This window comes from Pseudoxanthomonas helianthi (assembly GCF_017939625.1).
GTDB lineage: Bacteria > Pseudomonadota > Gammaproteobacteria > Xanthomonadales > Xanthomonadaceae > Pseudoxanthomonas_A > Pseudoxanthomonas_A helianthi.
The window spans coordinates 97,431-119,839 of sequence record NZ_JAGKTC010000004.1; the positions used below are offsets into that span (position 1 = coordinate 97,431).

18 protein-coding genes and 1 pseudogene are annotated in these 22,409 nt (G+C 66.8%); 11 read left to right on the forward strand and 8 right to left on the reverse strand.

The window, feature by feature from the left end; all coding sequences use genetic code 11:
* Nucleotides 1-12 precede the first annotated feature (12 nt).
* Together J5837_RS15425 and J5837_RS15430 are read right to left on the reverse strand one after the other, a co-directional pair.
* Nucleotides 13-195 (reverse strand): hypothetical protein, encoded by a 183-nt coding sequence (locus J5837_RS15425; RefSeq protein WP_210537676.1) that lies wholly within the window; start codon nt 193-195, stop codon nt 13-15.
* A gap of 29 nt (nt 196-224) precedes the next feature.
* The gene (locus J5837_RS15430; RefSeq protein ID WP_210537677.1) at nt 225-1,820 is read right to left on the reverse strand and encodes a transglycosylase SLT domain-containing protein; all 1,596 of its coding nucleotides are present in this window, start codon (nt 1,818-1,820) and stop codon (nt 225-227) included.
* A gap of 167 nt (nt 1,821-1,987) precedes the next feature.
* On the opposite strand from J5837_RS15430, the gene J5837_RS15435 reads away from it, so the two are divergent.
* The 5 genes and pseudogenes from J5837_RS15435 (at nt 1,988) to J5837_RS15455 (ending at nt 10,188) form a co-directional block, all read left to right on the forward strand.
* A complete protein-coding gene (locus J5837_RS15435; protein WP_210537678.1) occupies nt 1,988-3,493 on the forward strand; it encodes a helicase HerA-like domain-containing protein in 1,506 nt (501 codons plus the stop codon).
* A complete protein-coding gene (locus J5837_RS15440) occupies nt 3,490-3,987 on the forward strand; it encodes a hypothetical protein (protein ID WP_210537679.1) in 498 nt (165 codons plus the stop codon). The genes J5837_RS15435 and J5837_RS15440 overlap by 4 nt, the downstream gene beginning before the upstream one ends.
* A gap of 260 nt (nt 3,988-4,247) precedes the next feature.
* A pseudogene (locus J5837_RS15445) lies at nt 4,248-5,195 on the forward strand (sialidase family protein); the annotation flags it as partial.
* 84 nt (nt 5,196-5,279) lie between these two features.
* Nucleotides 5,280-7,820, forward strand: a complete 2,541-nt coding sequence (locus tag J5837_RS15450) for a glycoside hydrolase family 3 C-terminal domain-containing protein (RefSeq protein WP_342345562.1) — start codon at nt 5,280-5,282, stop codon at nt 7,818-7,820.
* 4 nt (nt 7,821-7,824) lie between these two features.
* Nucleotides 7,825-10,188: a GH92 family glycosyl hydrolase gene (locus tag J5837_RS15455; protein WP_210537680.1), complete on the forward strand. Its 2,364-nt coding sequence runs from the start codon at nt 7,825-7,827 to the stop codon at nt 10,186-10,188.
* Nucleotides 10,189-10,323: 135 nt separating this feature from the next.
* On the opposite strand, the gene J5837_RS15460 is transcribed toward J5837_RS15455, so the two are convergent.
* Nucleotides 10,324-12,918, reverse strand: a complete 2,595-nt coding sequence (locus tag J5837_RS15460; RefSeq protein ID WP_210537681.1) for a TonB-dependent receptor — start codon at nt 12,916-12,918, stop codon at nt 10,324-10,326.
* Nucleotides 12,919-13,428: 510 nt separating this feature from the next.
* Between J5837_RS15460 and greB the strand changes: the two genes are divergently transcribed.
* Entirely contained in the window at nt 13,429-13,938 is a 510-nt protein-coding gene (gene greB / locus J5837_RS15465; protein ID WP_210537682.1) for a transcription elongation factor GreB, read from the forward strand.
* Between the two features lie 98 nt (nt 13,939-14,036).
* On the opposite strand, the gene J5837_RS15470 is transcribed toward greB, so the two are convergent.
* The 3 genes from J5837_RS15470 to rimO form a co-directional block, all read right to left on the reverse strand.
* Nucleotides 14,037-14,570: a hypothetical protein gene (locus tag J5837_RS15470; RefSeq protein ID WP_210537683.1), complete on the reverse strand. Its 534-nt coding sequence runs from the start codon at nt 14,568-14,570 to the stop codon at nt 14,037-14,039.
* A 111-nt stretch (nt 14,571-14,681) separates the two neighbouring features.
* Nucleotides 14,682-15,107, reverse strand: coding sequence for a low affinity iron permease family protein (locus J5837_RS15475; protein ID WP_210537684.1), 426 nt, complete (start codon nt 15,105-15,107; stop codon nt 14,682-14,684).
* Between the two features lie 41 nt (nt 15,108-15,148).
* Nucleotides 15,149-16,507 carry a 30S ribosomal protein S12 methylthiotransferase RimO gene (gene rimO / locus J5837_RS15480; RefSeq protein ID WP_210537685.1) on the reverse strand — a complete coding sequence of 453 codons (1,359 nt, stop codon included), beginning with the start codon at nt 16,505-16,507 and terminating at the stop codon, nt 15,149-15,151.
* Between the two features lie 80 nt (nt 16,508-16,587).
* Between rimO and J5837_RS15485 the strand changes: the two genes are divergently transcribed.
* Together J5837_RS15485 and J5837_RS15490 are read left to right on the forward strand one after the other, a co-directional pair.
* Nucleotides 16,588-17,262 (forward strand): dienelactone hydrolase family protein, encoded by a 675-nt coding sequence (locus J5837_RS15485; protein WP_210537686.1) that lies wholly within the window; start codon nt 16,588-16,590, stop codon nt 17,260-17,262.
* Nucleotides 17,259-17,663, forward strand: a complete 405-nt coding sequence (locus J5837_RS15490) for an HIT domain-containing protein (RefSeq protein ID WP_210537687.1) — start codon at nt 17,259-17,261, stop codon at nt 17,661-17,663. The genes J5837_RS15485 and J5837_RS15490 overlap by 4 nt, the downstream gene beginning before the upstream one ends.
* Nucleotides 17,664-17,735: 72 nt before the next feature.
* Here the strand turns inward: J5837_RS15490 and dcd are convergent, their stop codons facing one another.
* Both dcd and apbC read right to left on the reverse strand, forming a co-directional pair.
* A complete protein-coding gene (gene dcd, locus J5837_RS15495) occupies nt 17,736-18,305 on the reverse strand; it encodes a dCTP deaminase (protein ID WP_210537688.1) in 570 nt (189 codons plus the stop codon).
* A gap of 52 nt (nt 18,306-18,357) precedes the next feature.
* Nucleotides 18,358-19,197: an iron-sulfur cluster carrier protein ApbC gene (apbC, locus tag J5837_RS15500; protein ID WP_425504853.1), complete on the reverse strand. Its 840-nt coding sequence runs from the start codon at nt 19,195-19,197 to the stop codon at nt 18,358-18,360.
* A 146-nt stretch (nt 19,198-19,343) separates the two neighbouring features.
* On the opposite strand from apbC, the gene J5837_RS15505 reads away from it, so the two are divergent.
* From J5837_RS15505 to rnfB, 3 genes are all read left to right on the forward strand, one after another.
* The gene (locus J5837_RS15505; protein WP_210537690.1) at nt 19,344-19,784 is read left to right on the forward strand and encodes a DUF2147 domain-containing protein; all 441 of its coding nucleotides are present in this window, start codon (nt 19,344-19,346) and stop codon (nt 19,782-19,784) included.
* A gap of 99 nt (nt 19,785-19,883) precedes the next feature.
* The gene (gene metG / locus J5837_RS15510; protein WP_210537691.1) at nt 19,884-21,956 is read left to right on the forward strand and encodes a methionine--tRNA ligase; all 2,073 of its coding nucleotides are present in this window, start codon (nt 19,884-19,886) and stop codon (nt 21,954-21,956) included.
* Complete coding sequence (rnfB, locus tag J5837_RS15515) at nt 21,953-22,393, forward strand: Rnf electron transport complex subunit RnfB (RefSeq protein WP_210537692.1); 441 nt, start codon at nt 21,953-21,955, stop codon at nt 22,391-22,393. Before metG ends, rnfB begins: the two co-directional genes overlap by 4 nt.
* The last annotated feature ends 16 nt before the right edge of the window (nt 22,394-22,409 follow it).

Sequence of the window (22,409 nt, forward strand, 5' to 3'; positions counted from 1 at the left end):
AGCAGTTCCATCCTAGGATTTGGATTTGGGCTTCGCTTCGGCCGGAACCGTTTTGCCTTGCAGCTCCAATCCGTATTGATGATCGTATACGTACGATCTTCGCCTGCTGACGGCGAGTTCCTTGCCACCGGGCTTCGAGCCCGCCGGTTTGCCCTTCATCGCATTCGTGACGCCAGCCTTCTTCTTGGATGCCATGCTGCCTCCTCGAGCGACCACAATGCGGCCTACTTCCCGCACCCTTCCAGCTTGATCCTCTGCCCCGGCTTGACCGTATAGCCGGGCGCGCGCAGGCCATTGGCCTTGGCCAGTTCCTTCAGGCTGCAATCGTGCTTGTCGGCGATCTTGCCCAGCGTATCGCCGCGCCCGACCTTGATGGTGCGCGCCGGCTTTTCCTTGCCTTTCGGCTTTTCCTTCGCGCGCGGCTTTTCTTCCGCCTTCGACTCGGCCGGATCGTCCGGCAACTGGACCAACTGGCTGACATCGCCGACCGAGACACGGCCTTCCGGCAGCGGCGCACGCGTTATGGCCGCATTGACGTTCGCCGCCATCAGCGTGCGCGCCAGCTCCGCGCGCGGGCCATTGAGGCAGTGGCGGCTGTACAGCGCGGCGATGCGCGTGTTGGCGTTCAAGGTCACCCCCGGCGCGAGATAGCTCTCGGCCTGGTAGCGGGGATTGAGGTTGCGCAACGTGCGCATGTAGCCGTCGCGGGTGCCGGTGGTGCCCAGGCACATGGTCAGTTCGTAGATCGAGGTCGGCTTGAGCAGCTTCAGCGGCGCCGGCTGCGGCGCTACGCGCGGGAAATCGAGCCCGTATTGGCGCGGATGCAGGAACAACCAAGCCGCGGCGATCACCATCGGCACGTAGTCGCGGGTTTCGGCCGGGAACTGGTTGTACACGCGTTCGTCCCAGAAACTCACCCCCGGATACTGCCGGTACACGCGCAACGCGCGGCCCTCGCCGCCGTTGTACGCGGCCAGCGACAGCTCGACGCTGTTGCCCAGTTCGGCGAAGCGCTCGCTCATGTACTCCGCGCTGGCCTGCGCGGACGAACGCGGGTCGAACCGGGTATCGAAGCCGGTATCGTCGCGGCCCAGGCCGAAGCGCGTGCCGGTGGCGTACATGAACTGCATCGGCCCGGCAGCGCCGGCGCGCGAGCTGACGTGCACCTTGCCGTTCGACTCCTTGGCCATGATGCCGAACAGCATCGCCTCGGGCAGGCCCTGGCGCTCCCATTGCGGCCACATCATGAAGCGCATGTTCTGGTAGTTCTCGTAGCTGTCCACCAGCGAGCTGCGCATGTCGGTCAGCCAGCGGCGGATGCCGGCCTGCACCGCCGGGTTGTACTGCACCATGCGATCGAAGGCGTGGCGGTTGTCGTCCAGCTTGGCCGCGCCCTGCTGCGCCTGTGGCGTGCTGGTGGTGGCGCCCGCCGCGGCCGGAACATGGTCGTCTTCGAGCGGCTCGTCGCTGCTTTCCTCGTCTTCATCGGGCGACTGCGCATCGACGTTCGCCTTCAGCAGCCGCTTGAACGCGGCCAGCTGGGTGTTGAGTTCGCAGCCGCGCTGCTTCGCGCAGGCATCGATCACGTCTTCCATGTCCTCCAGCGCGGCATCGCCTTCGGCGGTGCCCTTGGGGTCGCCGTTGGCCACCAGCAGCAGCGCGTCGCGGTAGCGCTTTTCGGCGGCGGCCATGCGCTGGTCGAGGGCGTCGATGGCGACGCGATCCTTGGCCGAGACGCGTTGGGCGGAGGCGGGAGCCGCAAGCACCAACAGCGCGGCGGAAAGGGGAACGAGGCGCAGGAACCGGGACAGATCGGACATCGGATCGCAAAGCAGGGAAAAAGGGAGGTTATCCGGGGGCCGCCGCCGCCGACAAGCTTGACAGCGCGGGCCGGGCACGCCCCCGAGGCTTTTGCGACCGTTCACGGCGCGACAAGTTCAACCGCTAGAATCGCCGCTCGATCCGCTGACCAACGCCAAGGAAACCCATGGACCCCATCCTGATCGGCAAGGGCGTCACCGACGACATCGCCGTCGCCTTGCTGCCGAAGTTCGGCAACCGCCACGGCTTGACCGCCGGCGCTACCGGCACCGGCAAGACCGTGACCCTGATGACCCTGGCCGAAGGCTTCTCGCGGATCGGCGTGCCGGTATTCATGGCCGACGTGAAGGGCGACGTGGCCGGACTGGCGGTCGCCGGCGACGGCAACGAGAAGGTGGTGCAGCGGGCCAAGGACATCGGCGTGGATGGCTGGTCGCCCGCCGCCAGCCCGGTGGTTTTCTGGGACCTGTACGGCAAGCTCGGCCACCCGGTGCGCACCACGGTCAGCGAGATGGGCCCGACCCTGCTGGCCCGCATCCTGGAATTGAACGACACCCAGAGCGGCGTGCTGGAAATCGTGTTCAAGCTGGCCGACGACCGCGGCCTGCTGCTGCTCGACCTGGAAGACCTGCGCGCCCTGCTCGCCCTGGTCGCCGAGGAGCGCAAGGACATCTCCACCAGCTACGGCCTGGTCAGCGCGCAGTCGATCGGCGCGATCCAGCGCGCGCTGCTGCAGATCGAACAGCAGGGCGGCGACCGCTTCTTCGGCGAGCCGGCGCTGGAACTGTCCGACCTGATGCGGACGAACACCGACGGCCGCGGCGTGATCTCGATCCTCGCCGCCGACCAGCTGATTTTGAAGCCACGCCTGTATTCCAGCTTCCTGCTGTGGCTGCTGTCCGAGCTGTTCGAAAACCTGCCGGAAGTCGGCGACCTCGACAAGCCGAAGCTGGTGTTCTTCTTCGACGAAGCGCACCTGCTGTTCGACGACGCGCCGCCGGCCCTGCAGCAACGCATCGAACAGGTCGTGCGCCTGATCCGCTCCAAGGGCGTGGGCGTGTACTTCTGCTCGCAGTTCCCCGACGACGTGCCGGACAACATCCTCGGCCAGCTCGGCAACCGCGTGCAGCATGCGTTGCGCGCGTTCACGCCGCGCGACCAGAAGGCGGTGAAGACCGCGGCCGAGACCTTCGTGCCCAACCCGAAACTCAATGTCGCCGAAGCCATCTCCAAGCTCGGCGTCGGCGAGGCATTGGTGTCGACGCTGCAGGACAAGGGCGTGCCCTCGCCGGTGCAGCAGACCCTGGTCGCCCCGCCGCGTTGCCGGATGGGCGCGATCAGCGAGGCCGAACGCAGCCAGGTGCGCGCGGGCAGCCCGGTCGGCGGCAAGTACGACAATGCGGTGGATCGCGAATCCGCCGCGGAAATGCTGGCGAAAAAGGCCGAAGCCAGGACCGAGGCCGCCGCTGCGCCAAAGGCGAAGACCGCGAGGGACGACGATCCCGACACCGGCGGTTTCGGCGAGGCGGTCAAGGGCGTGCTGTTCGGCACCGGCCGTCGCCAGGGCGTGGTCGAGACCATGGCCAAGCAGACCGCGCGCACCGTCGGCAGCCAGGTCGGCCGGCAGATCCTGCGTGGCCTGCTGGGCGGCATCTTCGGCGGACGGAGATGAGCCGCATGCGCCCGCGGATCCTCGTCGCCCTGCCCTTCGCGCTGGCCATCGCCGCATGCCAGCCGCAGCCCGCGCCCGCTCCGGTTGCCGCGCCGGCGGCGGACGCGTCCGCGACGCAACCGTCCGCCGGGGCGACTGCGCAGGACGACAAGTCCCCCACGCCCGCCGGCACCGATGTCGTTTCGGTGGTAGACAACACGCCAATGGCCCATGTCGAAGCGGCTTCCGGCACGCAGCTCGACGGCAAGTCGCTGGCCGGCAAGTTCAGCGACGGCGAATCGGTGCTGGAACTGCGTGCCGATGGTAGTTACGTCCAGACCCTGCGGGTGGCCGGCAGCACCATCGACAGCGACGGCCACTGGGCGCCCGACGGCGCACACGCGGTCAAGCTCGACCCGAACAGCAAGCAAGCCGAAGACGTGCGCTTCGAGGTGGCTTCCGCCGACCTGCTCAAGGGCGCCGATGGCCGCGAATTCAAACGCATCGTCGAATAAGGGCGGGCAGGGCACGTCATCGACCAGCGAAATGGGAAAGTTCGGGCCCCCAAAGCCTTCTCCAGCAAGTAGGATGGTCATGACAACGTTGGACTCGCGTGCGTCGCCCGCTTCGGGTCGGGCATGCCGTCCCCAACTGCCGGTGCCGATCCATGCAGGAAACCCTCCCGACGAACGCGATCCGCGTCCCGTCATGCCGCTTGCCCCACGCCACTGATCAAGCAGGCCGGGTCCCCCGGCGATGGCCGTCCCGCGTAGCGATGGCGCTGCTCGCGCTGGTACTCCCCGGCGCCGCATCGGCGGCCGACGCTTCTCCGGTCCTGCTGCGCGAGTTCGTCAGCGATGCGCCGCCGACCGCGCAGTCGCACGCCGTCTCGCTGGTCCAAGCCAGCGACGGCGGACTGCTGGCGACCTGGTTCGGCGGCAGCCACGAAGGCGCAGCCGATGTCCGCATCTGGCTGGCGCGGCGCGAAGCTTCGGGCTGGAGTGTGCCGCAGGCCGTCGCCGATGGCGCGCAGGCGGAAGGCGCACCCCTGCCGACCTGGAACCCGGTGCTGTTCCAGCCGCGCGGCGGCGATCTGATGCTGTTCTACAAGGTCGGGCCCGATCCGCGGCACTGGCGTGGCTTGCAACGGACCTCGGCGGATGGCGGCCGCACCTGGTCGGCGGCGAAACCCTTGCCGGATGGGCTGCTGGGACCAATCCGCAACCCGCCGGTGCAATTGCGCGACGGCAGCCTGGTCAGTCCTTCCAGCACCGAAGACGGCGGCTGGCGCGTGCACTTCGAACGCTCGGAAGACGGCGGCCGCAACTGGCAACGCATGCCGGCAATCGCCAATCCGGCGCGCATCGAGGCAATCCAGCCCGCCTTGCTCGCACGCCCCGACGGCAGTCTGCTGGCGCTGGGCCGGACCCGCCAGGACCGCATTTTCAGCACCGCCTCCCACGACGGCGGACGCAGCTGGGACGCATTGCGCCTGCTGGAGCTGCCCAACCCGAACGCGGCCATCGACGCGATCCGCCTGGCCGACGGACGCTACCTGATGGTGTTCAACCCGCGCATCGCCGGCCGCCAATGGTGGGACGGGCGCGACCGGCTGGACGTGGCGCTGTCGGAAGACGGCGAACACTGGAAGTCCGTGCTGACCCTGGAAGACGAACCCGGCCAGGAATTCTCCTACCCCGCGGTCATCCAGACCTGGGACGGGCGCGTGCACGTGGCCTATACCTGGAAGCGCCAGCGCATCCGCCACGTGGTACTGGATCCGGTACAGCTGGCACCGCCGGCCGCGGTGCCCGACGACGGCGCCGTGCCCGGCTATCGCAACACTTCGCTCAGTGCCGAAGCGCGCGCGGCGGACCTGGTCCGCCGGCTCAGCCTGGAAGAAAAGGCGGCGCAGATGCGCGACAACGCGCCGGCGGTGCCGCGCCTGGGCATTCCCGCCTATCAATGGTGGAACGAGGGCCTGCACGGACTGGCGCGCAACGGCTACGCCACTGTGTTTCCGCAGGCGACCGGCCTGGCCGCCAGCTGGAACCCGGACCTTCTGCACCAGGTCGGCGAAACCATCTCCGCCGAAGCCCGCGCCGGTTTCGCCCGCATCGATCCGGCGCAGGGTTACCCGCGCTACGCCGGACTAACCCTGTGGTCGCCGAACATCAACATCCTGCGCGACCCGCGCTGGGGGCGTGGGCAGGAAACCTATGGCGAAGACCCGTTCCTGACCTCGCGGCTCGGCGTCGCCTTCGTCCGCGGCCTGCAGGGCGACGACCCGCAGCATCCGCGCACCATCGCCACGCCCAAGCATTTCGCCGCGCACAGTGGCCCGGAACCCGGCCGCGACAGCTTCGACGTCGCTCCCAGCGCACATGACCTGGAAGACACCTACCTGCCCGCCTTCCGCGCCGCGGTGGCCGAAGGCGGGGCCGGCTCGGTGATGTGCGCCTACAACGCGCTGGCCGGCATTCCCGCCTGCGCCAACGCCGACCTGCTGCAACGCCACCTGCGCGAAGACTGGGGTTTCTCGGGTTACGTCGTGTCCGACTGCGATGCGGTCGGCAACATGACCCAGTTCCACCACTACACGCAGGATGCCGCCGAAGCCTCGGCACGCGCAGTGCTCGCCGGCAACGACCTGAATTGCGGCAGCGCCTACCTGCACCTGGCCGATGCGGTGCGGCGCGGACTGTTGCCGCAGGCGGACCTTGACCGCTCGCTGCAGCGCCTGCTCGCCGCACGCATCCGCCTGGGCATGTACGAGCCCGCGCCCGCGCGCCCCGTGGACACGCAGGCCACGCGCACGCTCGCATTGGACGCTGCGCGCGAATCGCTGGTGCTGCTGAAGAACGCCCGCAACACCCTGCCGCTGCGCGCCGGCGCCCGCATCGCTGCGGTCGGCCCGACCGCGGACCTGCTGGAAGTCCTGCAAGCCAACTACCACGGCACCGCGCGCGACCCGGTCACGCCCTGGGCCGGCCTGCGCCAGCGCTTCGGCGCGGACAAGGTGCATTACGCCCAGGGCGCGAGTCTGGCCGCGAACGTGCCGATCGCGATTCCGTCCACCGCCCTGCGCACGCCCGACGGCCAACCCGGATTGAAGGGCGAGTATTTCGACAATGCGGAACTCGCCGGCAACCCCGCACGGGTCCGCGTCGACCGCACGGTGAACTTCGATTTCAATCGTGTCGCGCCGGCGCCGGGAATTCGCGCGGACCGCTACGGCGTGCGCTGGACCGGCCGGTTGCAACCGCCTGCGCCTGGGCGCTATCGCTTCAACGTGCGCGTGGACCGCTGCTTCGATTGCAGTGGACACGACCGTGTCGACCTGTATCTGGACGGCCGCTTGCTATACGACGGCACGCAGAACGCCGAAGCGATGACGGTGGATTTCCAGGACACGCAGCCGCACGAGCTGCGCCTGGAATTGCGCCATAGCGGCGAGGACGAAGGCATTACCCTGGAATGGCTGGCGCCGCCGCAGGCGCAACTGGACGAGGCGCTGGCGGCGGCGCGCGAAGCCGATGCCATCGTCGCCTTCGTCGGACTGTCGCCCAACCTGGAAGGCGAAGCCCTGCAGGTCGAAGTCGCCGGATTCAACGGCGGCGACCGCACTTCGCTGGACCTGCCCGCCGCGCAGGAAACCCTGTTGAAAACCGTCGCCGCGACCGGCAAGCCTCTCGTCGTGGTGCTGCTGTCGGGCAGCGCGGTGGCGCTGAACTGGGCGCAGCAGCATGCCGACGCGATCCTCGTCGCATGGTATCCGGGCGAAGCCGGCGGCCAGGCCGTCGCCGACGTGCTGGCTGGCGCCTACAACCCCGCTGGCCGCCTGCCGATGACGTTCTACCGTTCGGCCGACGACCTGCCGCCAATGGCCGATTACCGGATGCAGGGCCGCACCTATCGCTATTTCAATGGCAAGCCGCTGTACCCGTTCGGCCATGGCCTCAGCTACACGCGGTTTGGCTACGACGGCATGCGCCTGTCGCAGGCGCAGCTGAAGGCCGGCGAGCCGCTGACGGTTTCGGTGGAAGTGCGCAACCTCGGCGATCGCGACGGCGACGAAGTCGTGCAGGCGTACCTGACCCCGCCCGCCTCGCCGCTCGCGCCCCGACATGCGCTGGCGGGTTTCCGGCGCGTGCACCTGAAGGCCGGCGAAAGCCGGCGGGTGGAAATCGAGCTGTCGCCGCGCGCGCTCAGCACGGTGGATGCGCAAGGCCGCCGCGCGGTGCGTGCCGGACGCTATACGCTCAGCATCGGCGGTGGCCAGCCCGGCTTCGCCGACGTACACAACGCGACGTTCGCCATCGAAGGCGAACAAGCGCTTCCGAGGTGATGCCATGCTGACCCGCCGCCGACTCCTGCAGCACATGATCCTCGCCAGCCTGCCGCTGGGCAGCGGCATTCCGTTCGCTCGCACGGCCATCGCGGCCACGACTTCCACCGGCAGCATCGATGCGTTGCTCCCGTCGCCTTCCGCAAGCGCCGCGACGGAAGACGGCGCCGGCCTGGCCCGCTTCGTCGACGTCTTCATCGGCAGCGGCGGCCACGGCCACACCTTCCCGGGCGCCGCCGTGCCCTTCGGCATGGTGCAGCTGAGCCCCGACACCTACAACGCCGATTGGGATGCGTGCTCCGGGTACCACGCGGGCGACCGCTCGATCATGGGCTTCTCGCACACCCATCTCAGCGGCACCGGCATCGGCGACATGCTCGATGTGCTGCTGATGCCCAACGTGGGCGCGGTGAAGACGCAGCCCGGTTCGCGGGAAGCGCCGGAATCGGGCTGGCGCGCGCCGTTCCGGCCGGAAGACGAAACCGGCGAACCCGGCTACTACCGCGTGGAATTGCGCGACCGCCGCATCGGCGCGGAACTGACCGCCACCGCACGCGCGGGCCTGCATCGCTACACCTTCCCCGCCAGCGCGCAAAGCCACATCGTGGTCGACCTGAAGCACGGCATGCAGGACAACCCGGACACGCCGACCCGCGTGCCCTGGGCGGAATTGCGCGCGGTCGGCAACGACACCCTGCTGGGCGGACGCAGCGTGCGGCAATGGGCGCGCGACCGCCGCATCCATTTCGCGATCCGTTTCTCGCGTCCGTTCGAACGCATGGAAACCCTCGGCGAACCGGCGACGGAAGCCGCGACCAACCACGACGTCCGTTGCGCGCTGCATTTCCCCACGCGCGGAGGCGAACAGGTACTGGTCAAGGTCGGCCTGTCTGCGGTCAGCGCGGAGAACGCCCTGCGCAACCTCGATGCGGAAATCCCAGGCTGGGATTTCGAAGCCGTGCGCCGCGACGCGCACGATGCGTGGGAACGCGAGCTGGGCCGGGTGCGCATCCAGGCGCGCGACGACGACGAACGCCGCGTCTTCTACACCGCGCTGTACCACTGCCTGCTCGCGCCGACGCTGTTCAACGACGTGGATGGCCGCTACCTCGGCATGGACCTGGCCGTGCACCAGCTGCCGCCGGGCGCGAGCAACTACACGCAGTTTTCCCTGTGGGATACCTATCGCAGCCTGCATCCGCTGCTGACCCTGGTGCAGCCCGAACGCGTGCCCGACCTGGCGAATTCGCTGATCCGCATGGCCGAACAGAACGCCGGCGGCGTGCCGGTGTGGCCGCTGCAGGCGCGCGAAACCGACTGCATGGTCGGCTATCACTCTTCCGTGGTGTTGGCCGAAGCCTGGACCAAGGGCTTCGACGGCATCGACTTCGCCAAGGCCTGGCCGCTGTGGCGCAAGCGCGCGATGGACGACGACTATCGAGGTTTGCCGCTGTACCGTTCGCTGGGCTACATCCCCGCCGAACGCGAAGCAGAGTCGGTCAGCAAGACCTTGGAATACGCCTACGACGACTGGGCCGTGGCCCATCTGGCCCGCGCCGCCGGCGACGAAAAGGAATATCGGCAACTGCGCGAACGCTCGCGCAACTACCGCAACGTGTTCGACCAGCGCAGCGGCTTCGTCCGCGGGCGGCTGGCGGATGGAAGCTGGGCCGAACCTTTCGACCCGCGCGCGCTGGGCCATCTGCAGAAGTGGCACGACTTCACCGAGTGCAACGCCTGGCAGGCGACCTTCCTCAACCAGCACGACGTGCATGGCCACATCCGCCTGCTCGGTGGCGACCAGCGCTTCGCCGCGAAACTGGACGCCCTGTTCTCCGCCAGCTCCGACCTTCCCGAAGGCGCGCCGCCGGACATCTCCGGCATGGTCGGCCAATACGCGCACGGCAACGAACCCGGGCACCACGTCGCCTACCTGTACGCCTACGCCGGCCAGCCCTGGAAGACCCAGGCGCGCGTGCGCAAGCTGATGCGCGACATGTACCACGCCCAGCGCGACGGCCTGCCCGGCAACGAGGACTGCGGGCAGATGTCGGCGTGGTTCGTGCTGAGCGCGCTGGGCCTGTATCCGGCGGACCCGGTCAGCGGCGTCTACGTGTTCGGCAGCCCGCTGCTGGATCGGGCGGAACTGGCGCTGGCCGAGGGACGTCGCCTGCTGATCGAAGCGCACGACAACTCGCCGGAAAACGTCTACGTACAATCGGTGAGCTGGAATGGGCAACCGCATCCACGCAACTGGATCGCGCATCGCGAACTGGCCAAAGGCGGCCATCTCGCGTTCCGGATGGGCGCCACGCCGAACCTGGAATTCGGTGCCGCCCGCTCACAGCGGCCACCCTCCTTCGTTTGATTCCCGGCGATTCCCGCAGGGCCAGGCTAGTTCGAAGCGTATGAAAAAAGGCGGGGCCGGCAAGCCGGCCCCGCCAAGCGGGGAAATTCCGTCGCCAGGCGGAGAGAACGCCTGGACGAAGGCTTCGCGGTTCCCTCAGAACTTGAAGTTGAACGACACCTGGTAGCTGCGGCCGGTCTTGTACGTGCCCAGCGGCGCGAACTTCACCTGGCTGTACCAGTAATAGGTCGAGTCCAGCAGGTTGTTGGCGTTGAAGTTCACGCTCATGTGGTCGCCGATCTGGTAGGCCGCGGTGAAATCCAGCTGCTTGTACGCGTCGGTGAACACGTTGGAATTCAGGCGGCCGACCTGGGTGAAGTACTCGGAACGGTAGCTGTAGTTGACGCGCGCGCTGAACGGGCCGTTCTCGTAGTACGGGATGATGTTGTAGGTCATCCGCGACACGTACGGCAGGTTCAGGCCTTCGCTGGCGTTGGTATCGGTGTAGGTCAGGTTGCTCTGCACGCCGAAGCCGTGGCCGAAGTTCTGCGAATAGGTCAGTGCCAGCCCGTTGACCTTGGCACCCGCCGCGTTGACCGGCGAGGACAAGGTGTACAGGGTCGGCTGGCCGCTGAGCGGATCGGCCAGTACGCGCTCGTTGGTGGTGTTCACCACGTAGTTGTCGATCTTGCGGTAGAACGCCTCCGCGCTGATCACGCTGGACGGCGCGAAGTACCACTCCAGGCTCACGCCGAAGTTGGTCGCCTCGTACGGGTCCAGGTCCGGATTGCCGCCGCCGCCGGTCTTGGTGGTGGTGTCGAGGTTGACCGACCCCGACAGCTCGGCATAGCGCGGACGCGCGATCACCTTCGCCGCCGAGAAACGCACCACCTTGTCCTCGTCCAGGTCATAGGCCAGGTTGAAGCTGGGAAGCGGCTTGTAGTACTGCTTCTTGGCCAGGGTCAGGTTGTAGCCGGTGCCATTGGTGTCGCGCCAGTAGATCGACTTGTCCAAGGTGCTGACATAACGCAGGCCCACGTTGCCGCGCCAGCCACCCGCTTCGAAATCCAGCTGCGCATACAGGTCGTTGGTGAGCTCCTTGACGTCGTATTCCTGGCCGTACTTCTCTTCGAACGCGCCCTGCGGTTGCGACTTCAGGTAGGCCAGGACCGAGCCGAGGCTGGCGGTCGGCCAGCCGATCAGGTCGCCGCTGGCGTTCAGGCCGTCATACAGGCCGTTGGGGGCGGTACCCGGATTGAACTGGGTCAGCAGGATCGGATCGGTGGCGTCGATCCGATTGCCGTACGAAGTCTGCCCATTGTCGTGGTTGATGTACTTGTAGCCGACCCGCAGCTTGTTGAACGCGCCCCACTCCAGGTCGCGCTCCGCGTCGAACTGGAAGTACTTCTCCCGGTCGTCCGTCGTGGTGTACTCGATGCCGCCGGCCTGCTGCCCCGGCGCCAGGCCCCAGTTTGACGCGCTGCCGTCGTCGTAGTGGACGCTGGCGCGCTTGCCGTCGTAGCTGAAATCGTAGCCGCCGGACTGCAGCAGGAACTTCATCAGGTACTCGGGATCCTTGCCGCCCTTCGCGCTGGTCGCGCCGAGCTGGGTGGTGAACACCCACTTCTCGCCGGAATAGTCGTGGCGCAGGTTGAGGCTCTTGGTCTCGACCTCGCTCATGCGGTAGTTCGCGTCGAACTGCGCATAGGCGTCGCCGCCGACGGTGCCCGAGGTGATGTAGCCGTTCGACAGGGTCACGTCGGTGAAGTTGCCCACCGAACAGCCCGGGCAGACGTAACGCGACTCGCTGAAGTTGTTGTACTTGCCCTTGATGTAGATGCCGGTCAGGTTGAACTCGTTCCTGTCGTTCGGCTTCCACTGCAGCGCGGCCTGCAGGCCGTCGCGCTGGCGCTCCTGCTGGAAGAACGCGCTGTTCTCGCCGAACGGGAAACGCGCGGCCTTGACGTCGCCGCTGCCGGTGACGTTGACGTCGTCCGGGATGTTGGTGCCCAGCCCGTAGCCCCAGTACTCGATGCCGGCACGCCAGATCTCCTGCTTGTCGTGAGTCACCGAAGCCAGCACGCCGAACGTATCGTCGCTGTTCTTCCAGCTCCACAGCACCGAACCGCGCGGGTTGCCCTGCTCGGAACGGTCGTTGTAGCTGTAACCCAGCGAACCGCGCACGGTGTTGGCCGGCAATTCCAGCGGCTTGCGCGTGTGCACGATCACCGTGCCGCCGATGCTGCCTTCGTCGATGCGCGCTTCCGGCGACTTGTACACCTCCATCAGGCCGATGATTTCCGGCGACAGCAGGGTGTAGTTGAAGGTGCGGCCGCTGGTGTCGGTGGGGTTGCCGCCCCAGTCGCCCGAGGCGATGGTCTGGCCGTTCAACAGCACCCGGTTCAGCGCCGGATCGGTGCCGTTGATGCTGACCTTCTCGCCTTCGCCGAACTGGCGGTCGACGCTGATGCCAGGCAGGTGCGCCAGCGATTCGGCGGCGTTGGTGTCGGGGAACTTGCCGATGTCCTCGGCGCTGATGGCGTCGACGATGGCGTTGGCCGCGCGCTTGACCGCCTGGCTCTTTTCCAGCGACGCGCGGTAGCCGGTCACTTTCACCGTGTCGAGGGTTTGCGCTGTGCTGCCCGCCGGCGCGGGTGCCTGCTGGGCATTGGCGTTGCCCGCGATCGCCGCGATGGCGACGGAAGCGGCGAGGGTCGTTCTGATGGCGCTCGATAAGCGATGCTGTCTCATGATCCAAACCTTTTAGATGTCGGAACCCAGGTCGCCCTGGGACTGTCTGCCGTGCAACACGAATAGGTAGCGCTACCAAAAAATGCGAAAGCGTTCCCTCCTTCAGCCAACCCCTCGCTGCGCCGGAACGAAGGGCCAAAACTCACGAATTCCGGTCACCGGTACAATGGTCCGACCAGTTGGCGCAAAGAAATGCGCGACAAACGCGCAGCCCTCCTTCACCGCGGACCTTCGGCGCACCGCGATCATTTGCCGTGCGCCGTGATGGCCTCGCTCTGTGACAGCTTGTTGACTATGTCCAACGTTGTCAACGGTCATTTATACCGATCTAACGCCGATTTTTGGCAAGAAAGGTTGCCGAACTAGTTGCCGTCGATACCAACGTTGGACTTGGACCTTCCATACGCCGCCGTCCGTTCCGGCTCCGCGGAAAACCGAGACCGTTTCCAGACCCCAAGCCGTCGCGATGCCGTGCGGCTATCCTCTTGCCCCCACCCGATGACGTCCCCCATGTCGCGCTGGCGCCCTCCGAGCGAGAAAAGCACTGCCCTGATCACCCCTGCCGGTCATGCACGGCTGAAGTCCGAACTGGACGAGCTGTGGCGCGTGCGCCGGCCCGAGGTGGTCAAGGCCCTGGCAGCCGCCGCAGCCGAAGGCGACCGCTCGGAAAACGCCGAGTACACCTACCGCAAGAAGCAACTCGGCGAAATCGACCGGCGCGTGCGCTACCTCAGCAAGCGCCTGGAATCCCTGCGCGTGGTGGATGCCGCCCCGGCCGATCCGAAAGCGGTGTTCTTCGGTGCGACGGTTGAGCTGGAGAACCTGTCCACCGCCGAACTGTCGCGCTACCGCATCGTCGGCCCCGACGAAACCGACGCTTCCCGTGGCTGGATCAGCATCGACTCGCCGCTGGCGCGCGCGATGCTGAAGAAACGCGTCGACGACGAGTTCGAAGCGATGCTGCCCGGCGGCATCGCCAGCTTCGCCATCATCGGGGTGAACTACGGCGAGGAAAGCTGACGCGCGCAAACCCCTGCCCGCGGATGCAAACCGCTTCCGCGATTATCCGCAACGACCGTCGTGGCAGGCGGGACCGAAGCCCCGCCCGCCCTGCAACCTCAATCTTTCGCCGCCGGATGGTGCCCGATCCGGCCGCTCGCGTACGCCGCGTATACAGCGCCGAGCACGCTGCCGTAGGCCAGGTGCGCCACCACTGTCGCCCAGTTGCGCATCTGCTCGAACCACGGGAACAGCGACGTGGCCAGGTAGTAGTTCACCACGTACAACGCCAGTCCGAAGACCGCGCCGGCCACCGTATCGGCGGCGATCGAATGGCCCTTGCCGATGAAGGCGAACACCAAGGCATAAGCCATCGACAGCACGAAATGAATCACGATCGCGGCCAGCAGCACGCTCATGTCGAAAGTGTCGATCGGCGTCAGCGCGACGCTGCCCTGGGTCATGGCGGCAATCACCCGCGGCACCGCCCATGGACTGGCGCCCAGGAACAAGGGCATCAGGATCGCCAGCGAGGCCAGGTACACCAGGCCCGAAGCCAGGCCGGCCCACACGACCGCCCTGCCCGAGATGTGCGCCCCGGGTACGGTGAAATGCAACCCGCGAAAATGCAGACGTTCTGTAAAGTTGGACATGGACCCTCCTCGCGCGACGAGGCTGGCCGACTGCCGGAACGCAACGGGCCTTCGCGCCGCGCTGACGAAAATTAACCCACGTACACCGTTAATTCCTCGTCATCGGATCCGCTACGGCGCCGGCCGGTCAACCCCGGATTCGAGGTCCTGGCACAGGTCGCCGCCGGCGCGGGCGCGCTTCGCCAAGGCGATGTAACGGGCGCGGAAGGCCTCGATCTCGTGGTCTTCCAGCTCCTCCAGGTCGAGCAGCGCGTCGTGCGCATTGCGGCTGACCCGGATCAACTCGTCCAGCTTGATCTGCATGGCCTCGGTGTCGCGGTTCTGCGTGTTCTGGATCAGGAACACCATCAGGAAGGTCACGATGGTCGTGCCGGTATTGATCACCAGTTGCCAGGTGTCGCTGAAATGGAACAGTGGTCCGGTGACGCCCCAGGCGACGATCACGCCGAGGGCCAACGCGAAACACAGCGGACGCCCGGTGAAGCGTGAAGAAGCCTTGGCCAGGCGGACGAAAGCGCGATCGAAGGAAACTGCCATGTCGCCACTCCTGCTAGGGACTGGCGACAGTATGCCTGCCGCTACGAAACGACGGCGAGGCCCGATGGCGCCTTCTTCGGCAACGCATCGCCGAACAGGTCGTGCTCATCGCTGTCGTCGATCCGCACGTCGACGAAGTCGCCCGGCTTCAAACCGAGCTCGCCGCCGTTCTGGATATGCACCAGCCCGTCGATCTCGGGCGCGTCGGCCTTGGAGCGCGCCACCGCGATGCCGTCCTCCAGCAGGTCGACCAGGCAGCGCTGCACCGTGCCGACCTTCGCCTCCAGCTTTTCCGCGCTGATCTGCGCCTGCGTTTCCATGAAGCGGGCCAGGCGTTCCTGCTTGACGGCTTCCGGCACTGGATCGGGCAAGTCGTTCGCCGCCGCGCCTTCGACCGGCGAATAGGCGAAGGCGCCGACGCGGTCGAGGCGCACCTCGCGCAGGAAATCCAGCAGTTCCTCGAATTCGCTTTCGGTTTCGCCCGGGAAGCCGACGATGAAGGTGCTGCGGATGACGATGTCGGGGCAGATCTCGCGCCAGCGGTGGATGCGTTCGCGGGTCTTGTCGATCGCACCCGGACGCTTCATCAGCTTCAGCACGCGCGGGCTGGCGTGCTGGAACGGAATGTCGAGGTACGGGAGGATCTTGCCTTCCGCCATCAACGGAACGGTGTCATCGACGTGCGGGTACGGGTAGACGTAATGCAGGCGCGTCCAGATGCCGAGCTGCGACAGGCCCTCGCACAACGAACGCATCCGGGTTTCGTATTCGTTGCCGCGCCAGGACTTCTTCGCGTACCTCAGGTCGACGCCGTAGGCGCTGGTGTCCTGCGATACCACCAGCAGTTCACGCACGCCGCCGATGGCCAGGCGTTCGGCTTCGCGAAGCACTTCGTCGACCGGCCGCGACACCAGGTCGCCGCGCATCGACGGGATGATGCAGAAGCTGCAGCGGTGGTTGCAGCCCTCGGAAATCTTCAGGTAGGCATAGTGCTTCGGGGTCAGCTTGATGCCGTAGTCGGGCACCAAGTCGACGAACGGATCGTGCGCCGGCGGCAACGCTTCATGCACCGCGTCCATCACGCTGGCGTAGTCCTGCGGGCCGCTGATCGACAGCACGTCGGGGAACTGCTCCCGGATCAGTTCGCTACGCTTGCCCAGGCAGCCGGTGACGATGACCCGGCCGTTCTCGGCCATCGCCTCGCCGATGGCATCGAGCGATTCGGCTACCGCCGAATCGATGAAGCCGCAGGTATTGACCACGACCACGTCGGCGTCGTCGTAACTGGGCGAAAGCTGGTAACCCTCGACCCGCAGCTGGGTGAGGATGCGTTCGGAATCGACCAGGGCCTTGGGGCAGCCCAGGCTGACGAAACCGACCTTGGGCTGGGCAACGGACATGCGTGGGCCTGCGGAACGAACGGATGACAGGCTGTTGATTATACGGGGGTTACACTGGTCGCCTCGCCCCGGAGCCGCCGATGAACGACTGGATCAACCTGAAAACCGCCCGTGGACCGGTCCAGGCCTGGCGCGCGGAGCCAGCCGGCGAGCCACGCGGCGGACTGGTCGTGGTGCAGGAGATCTTCGGGGTCAACGCACACATCCGCAGCGTTGCCGAACGCTTCGCCGGCGAAGGCTACCTGGTGCTGGCACCGGCCTTCTTCGATCTGGTCGAAGCCGATGTCCAGCTGGACTACGGTCCCGACGAGTCGTTGCGCGGCCGCGAACTGGCCACCGAAGTGGGCATGGACGCCGCCGTCGAAGTCGTCGCCGGCGCCGCCGAGTGGCTGCGCCGCGAACTGGGCGAAGCGAAGCGCATCGGATGCATCGGCTACTGCTGGGGCGGTACCGTCGCGCTGCGCGCCGCGCAGGTGCTGGCCCTGCCCAGCGTCAGCTATTACGGCGCGCGCAACCTGCCCTTCCTCGACCAGTCGCTGCGCGCACCGGCGATGTTCCATTTCGGCGAACAGGACCCGTCGATCCCGCCGGAAGCCGTGCAGGCGCACCGCGAAAAGCTGCCGAACATGCCCGTCTTCACCTATCCGGCGAAACACGCCTTCAATCGCGACGCCAGCCCCGACCACTACGACGCGCCCAGCGCGAAGCTGGCCTTGTCGCGCTCGCTCGATTTCCTGCACGAGCACGTCGGATGACGGAATTCGTCCTCGACCCCCGGCTGCAGGCCGACAGTGCCTTCATCGCCGATGGCCCGCTGTCGCAGGTGCGGCTGATGGACGACGCGCGCTTCCCGTGGCTGCTGCTGGTGCCGCGCGTGGCCGGCGCGACGGAATGGATCGACCTGGACGGCAACCAGCAGCGCCTGTTGCTGGCGGAAATCAACCAGGTGTCGAAATTGCTGCGTGGCGAGGCCGGCGTACAGAAACTCAACATCGGCGCGCTCGGCAACATCGTGCGCCAGTTGCACGTGCACCTGGTCGGCCGCCACGAAGGCGACGCCGCGTGGCCGGGGCCGGTATGGGGTAGCGGCGCGATGCGCAGGTTCGATGCGGATGCGCTGGCGGCCAGCGTCGAAAGCTGGCGACTACGCCTGTAGGAGTGCCCTTCAGGGCGCGACGAGCGATTGCGAGGTGCAGGTCGCGCCCTGAAGGACGCTCCTACAAGAGCATCAGGTACGCGGCAAGGTGACGCCGGTCTGGCCCTGGTACTTGCCGCCGCGATCCTTGTAGCTGGTTTCGCAGACTTCGTCCGACTCGAAGAACAGCATCTGCGCCACGCCCTCGTTGGCGTAGATGCGCGCCGGCAGCGGCGTGGTGTTGCTGAACTCGAGCGTCACGTGGCCTTCCCATTCGGGTTCCAGCGGGGTCACGTTGACGATGATGCCGCAGCGCGCATAAGTGCTCTTGCCCAGGCACACCACCAGGGTGCTGCGCGGGATGCGGAAATATTCGACCGTGCGCGCCAGGGCGAAACTGTTCGGCGGGATGATGCAGACGTCGCTCTCGATGTCGACGAAGCTGCCGCTGTCGAAATGCTTCGGATCGACGATGGTCGAGTTGATGTTGGTGAACACCTTGAACTCGCGCGAGCAGCGTACGTCGTAGCCATAACTGGAGGTGCCGTAGCTGACGATGCGATGGCCGTCGGCGGCGGTCTTGACCTGGCCCGGCTCGAACGGCTCGATCATGCCGTGCTGTTCCGCCATCCGCTTGATCCAGCGGTCGCTCTTGATGCTCATGCAGGGGTTCCTGTGGCCGAAGCGGCCGTCGCGTGAATTCTAACCGAGTCGCTCAGACCAGCGACGAGGCGATCGGCATCGGCGCGCGCGGCCGCTTCGCCAGCGCGTCCGCCAGCGCCCGCGCCGTCGCCCGGTAGGCCTGCGCGGCCGCCGAGTCCGGCGCGGCCACGACCACCGGCTGGCCGGCATCACCCTGCTCGCGGATCGACACGTCCAGGGGCAGCGAACCCAGCAGCGGCACACCGTATTGCTGCGCCATCCGCTGGCCGCCCCCTTCGCCGAACAGGTGCTCGGCGTGGCCACAGTTCGAACACACGTGCACGGCCATGTTCTCGACGATGCCCAACACGGCGATATCGACCTTCTCGAACATCTTCAGCGCCTTGCGCGCGTCCAGCGTGGCGATGTCCTGTGGCGTGGTCACGATCACCGCGCCGGCCACCGGGATCTTCTGCGACAGGGTCAGCTGGATGTCGCCGGTACCCGGCGGCAGGTCGACCAGCAGGTAATCCAGGTCGCCCCACAGGGTGTCGTTGAACAACTGGGTCAGCGCCGAGGTCGCCATCGGCCCGCGCCAGATCATCGGCGTGTCGGGGTCGACCAGCAGGCCGATCGACATGGCTTCCACGCCGAACGCCCGCAACGGCTCGATCGACTTGTTGTCGGGACTCTCCGGCCGCCCGCCGATGCCCAGCATCGCCGGGACGCTGGGGCCGTAGATGTCGGCATCCAGCACGCCGACCTTCGCCCCCTCGGCCACCAGTGCCAGCGCCAAGTTCACCGCCGTGGTCGACTTGCCCACCCCGCCTTTGCCGGATCCCACGGCAATGACATTGCGGACGCGGGGGTGCGGAGAGAGGTTCGGTTGGACGGCATGAGCGGGTAATGGCACTTCGGCACCGGCAATTTCTAGGATCAGGCCGGCAATTTTAAGCCGAGCATCCGCCGGCCGACCGCTTAACAGGTCCCGGATGGCGTCTTCCATACGCATCCGGATGCGGTATAACAGAGCCCAACCAACGTCCCTGGGAGGGGAACATGCGCAAGACACTGATCGCCGGCCTGCTGGCCCTGCCCCTGCTGGGTCTGTCCCTGTCGGCTTTGGCCGCCGACCCGGCGCTCGGTCGCTGGAAGACGCTCGACGACAAGACCGGCAAGGCGATGACCGTCTCCGAGGTCTACATGGCCAAGAACGGCATGCTCTCGGCACGGATCGTCGAGAACCTGGGCCTGCCGCCGAACTGCACCGAATGCAGCGGCGAGTACAAGGACAAGCCCTATGTCGGCATCGTCACCCTGTGGAACCTGAAACAGCAGAAGGACGGCAGCTGGGGCGGCGGCAATGGCTACAAGCCGTCCGAAGACCGGCACTTCAAGGCCAAGAGCGTCAAGGTGGTCGACGGCGGCAAGAAGATGGAGGTCACCGGCTGCATCGCTGCCTTCCTCTGTCGCACCGCCACCTGGGTTCGCGCCGACTGAGTCGTCGCTGCCTCACCAACGCGCCTCGCGACCCGGCCTTGCGCCGGGTCGTCTTTTTCCGGCGTGCGATAATCGCTTCTCCCCCGCCCCACCATCGCCATGACCCGCACCGCCCTCGTCACCAACGCCCTGCCCTATGCCAACGGCCCGCTGCACCTGGGCCACATGGTCGGTTACATCCAGGCCGACATCTGGGTACGGGCGCGGCGCCTGCGCGGCGACACGGTGCACTACGTCTGCGCCGACGATACCCATGGCACGCCGATCATGCTGGCCGCGGAAAAGGCCGGGGTCACGCCCGAAGCCTTCATCGCCGGCGTCCAGGCCAGCCACGAGCGCGATTTCGCCGCGTTCGGCGTGGCTTTCGACCATTACGACTCGACCAACTCCGCGACCAATCGCGAGCTGACCGAACTGTTCTACGCGCGCCTGGACGCGGGCGGCCACATCGCCCGGCGCAGCGTCGCCCAGTTCTACGATCCGGCCAAGGGCATGTTCCTGCCCGATCGCTACATCAAGGGCATTTGCCCGAATTGCGGCACGCCCGACCAGTATGGCGACAACTGCGAGAACTGCGGTGCGACCTACGCGCCGACCGAACTGAAGGAACCGAAGTCGGTGCTGTCCGGCGCCACGCCCGAGTTGCGCGATTCGGAACACTACTTCTTCGAAGTCGGCCGCTTCGAGACATTCCTGCGCGAATGGCTGGCCGGCGACGTCGCGGTGCCGGGGGTCAAGGCCAAGCTGATGGAATGGCTGGACAGCGAAGGCGGCCTGCGCGCGTGGGACATCTCGCGCGACGCACCGTACTTCGGTTTCGAGATCCCCGGTGCGCCGGGCAAGTATTTCTACGTCTGGCTGGATGCGCCGATCGGTTACCTGAGCAGCTTCCGCAACCTGTGCGCGAGCACCGGTGCCGATTTCGACGCTTACCTGAAACCCGATTCGCAAGCCGAACTGCACCACTTCATCGGCAAGGACATCGTCAACTTCCATGGCTTGTTCTGGCCTGCCGTCCTGCACGGCAGCGGCCATCGCGCGCCGACGCGGCTGCACGTCAACGGCTACCTGACCGTCGACGGCGCGAAGATGTCGAAGTCGCGTGGCACCTTCGTCATGGCCCGCACCTACCTCGACGTGGGCCTGGAGCCGGAAGCGCTGCGCTACTACTTCGCGGCCAAGTCCTCCGGCGGCGTCGACGACCTCGACCTGAACCTCGCCGACTTCACCGCGCGCGTGAACGCCGACCTGGTCGGCAAGTTCGTCAACCTGGCCAGCCGTTGCGCGGGCTTCATCGAGAAGCGCTTCGACGGCCAGCTCGCCGCCGCCCTGCCGGCACCCGAAACCTACACGCGCTTCGTCGCGGCACTCGCGAGCGTACGCGAGGCCTACGAGCGCAACGATCCTGCCGCGGCAATCCGCCAGACGATGGCGCTGGCCGACGAGGCCAACAAGTACATCGACGAAAAGAAACCGTGGGTGCTCGCGAAGCAGGAAGGCGCCGATGCCGAACTGCAGGCGGTGTGCACGCAGGGCCTGAACCTGTTCCGCGTGCTGACCGCGGCACTGAAGCCGATCCTCCCGCGCACCGCGACGCAGGCCGAGGAATTCCTCGCCTCGCCGGTGTACGCCTGGGGCGACCTTGACGCGCCGCTGCGCGCGCACCGGATCAAGCCGTATGCGCCGCTGTTCACCCGCATCGACCCGAAACTGATCGACGCCATGACCGAAGCTTCGAAGGACACCCTCGCCGCAGCCCTCCCCGTGGGAGCGGCCACAGCCGCGACAGGCAACAAGGCCGAGGCGAAGGCGAACGCGGCTGTAGCCGCTCCCACGACGGAATACATCGGGATCGATGATTTCGGGAAACTCGACCTGCGCATCGGCAAGGTACTGGCATGCGAATTCGTCGAAGGCAGCGACAAGCTGTTGCGCTTCGAACTGGACGCCGGCGAGCTGGGCAAGCGGCAGATCTTCAGCGGCATCCGCGCCAGCTACGGCGAACCGGACAAACTGGTCGGCCGCAACGTCGTGTTCATCGCTAACCTGGCGCCGCGCAAGATGCGCTTCGGCACCAGCGAAGGCATGATCCTCTCGGCGGGCTTCGACGGCGGCGCGCTTGCCCTGCTCGACGCCGATGCCGGCGCGCTGCCGGGCATGCCGGTGAAGTGAGCGGGTCAGCTTCCCTCGGTTCGGCGGACCTGGTCGAACGCCTGGACCGGATCCTGCCGCAGACCCAGTGCGGACAATGCGGTTTCGATGGATGCCGGCCCTACGCCGAAGCGATGGCGCATGGCGAGGCCGGGGTGGACCGTTGCCCACCCGGCGGCGATGCCGGCGCGCGTGCGCTGGCCCGCGTGCTGCAGGTTCCCGCCCTGCCCTACGACCGCAGCCGCGGCACCCACCATGCGACGGCTCCAGTCGCACGCATCGTCGAAGCTGACTGCATCGGCTGCACCAAGTGCATCCAGGCCTGCCCGGTCGACGCGATCATCGGTGGGGCCAAGCTGATGCACGTGGTGATCGAACCGCTGTGCACCGGCTGCGAACTGTGCGTACCCGCGTGCCCGGTGGATTGCATCGAGCTGATTGCCGTGGGAGCGACGTAAGTCGCGATGCTTTTTT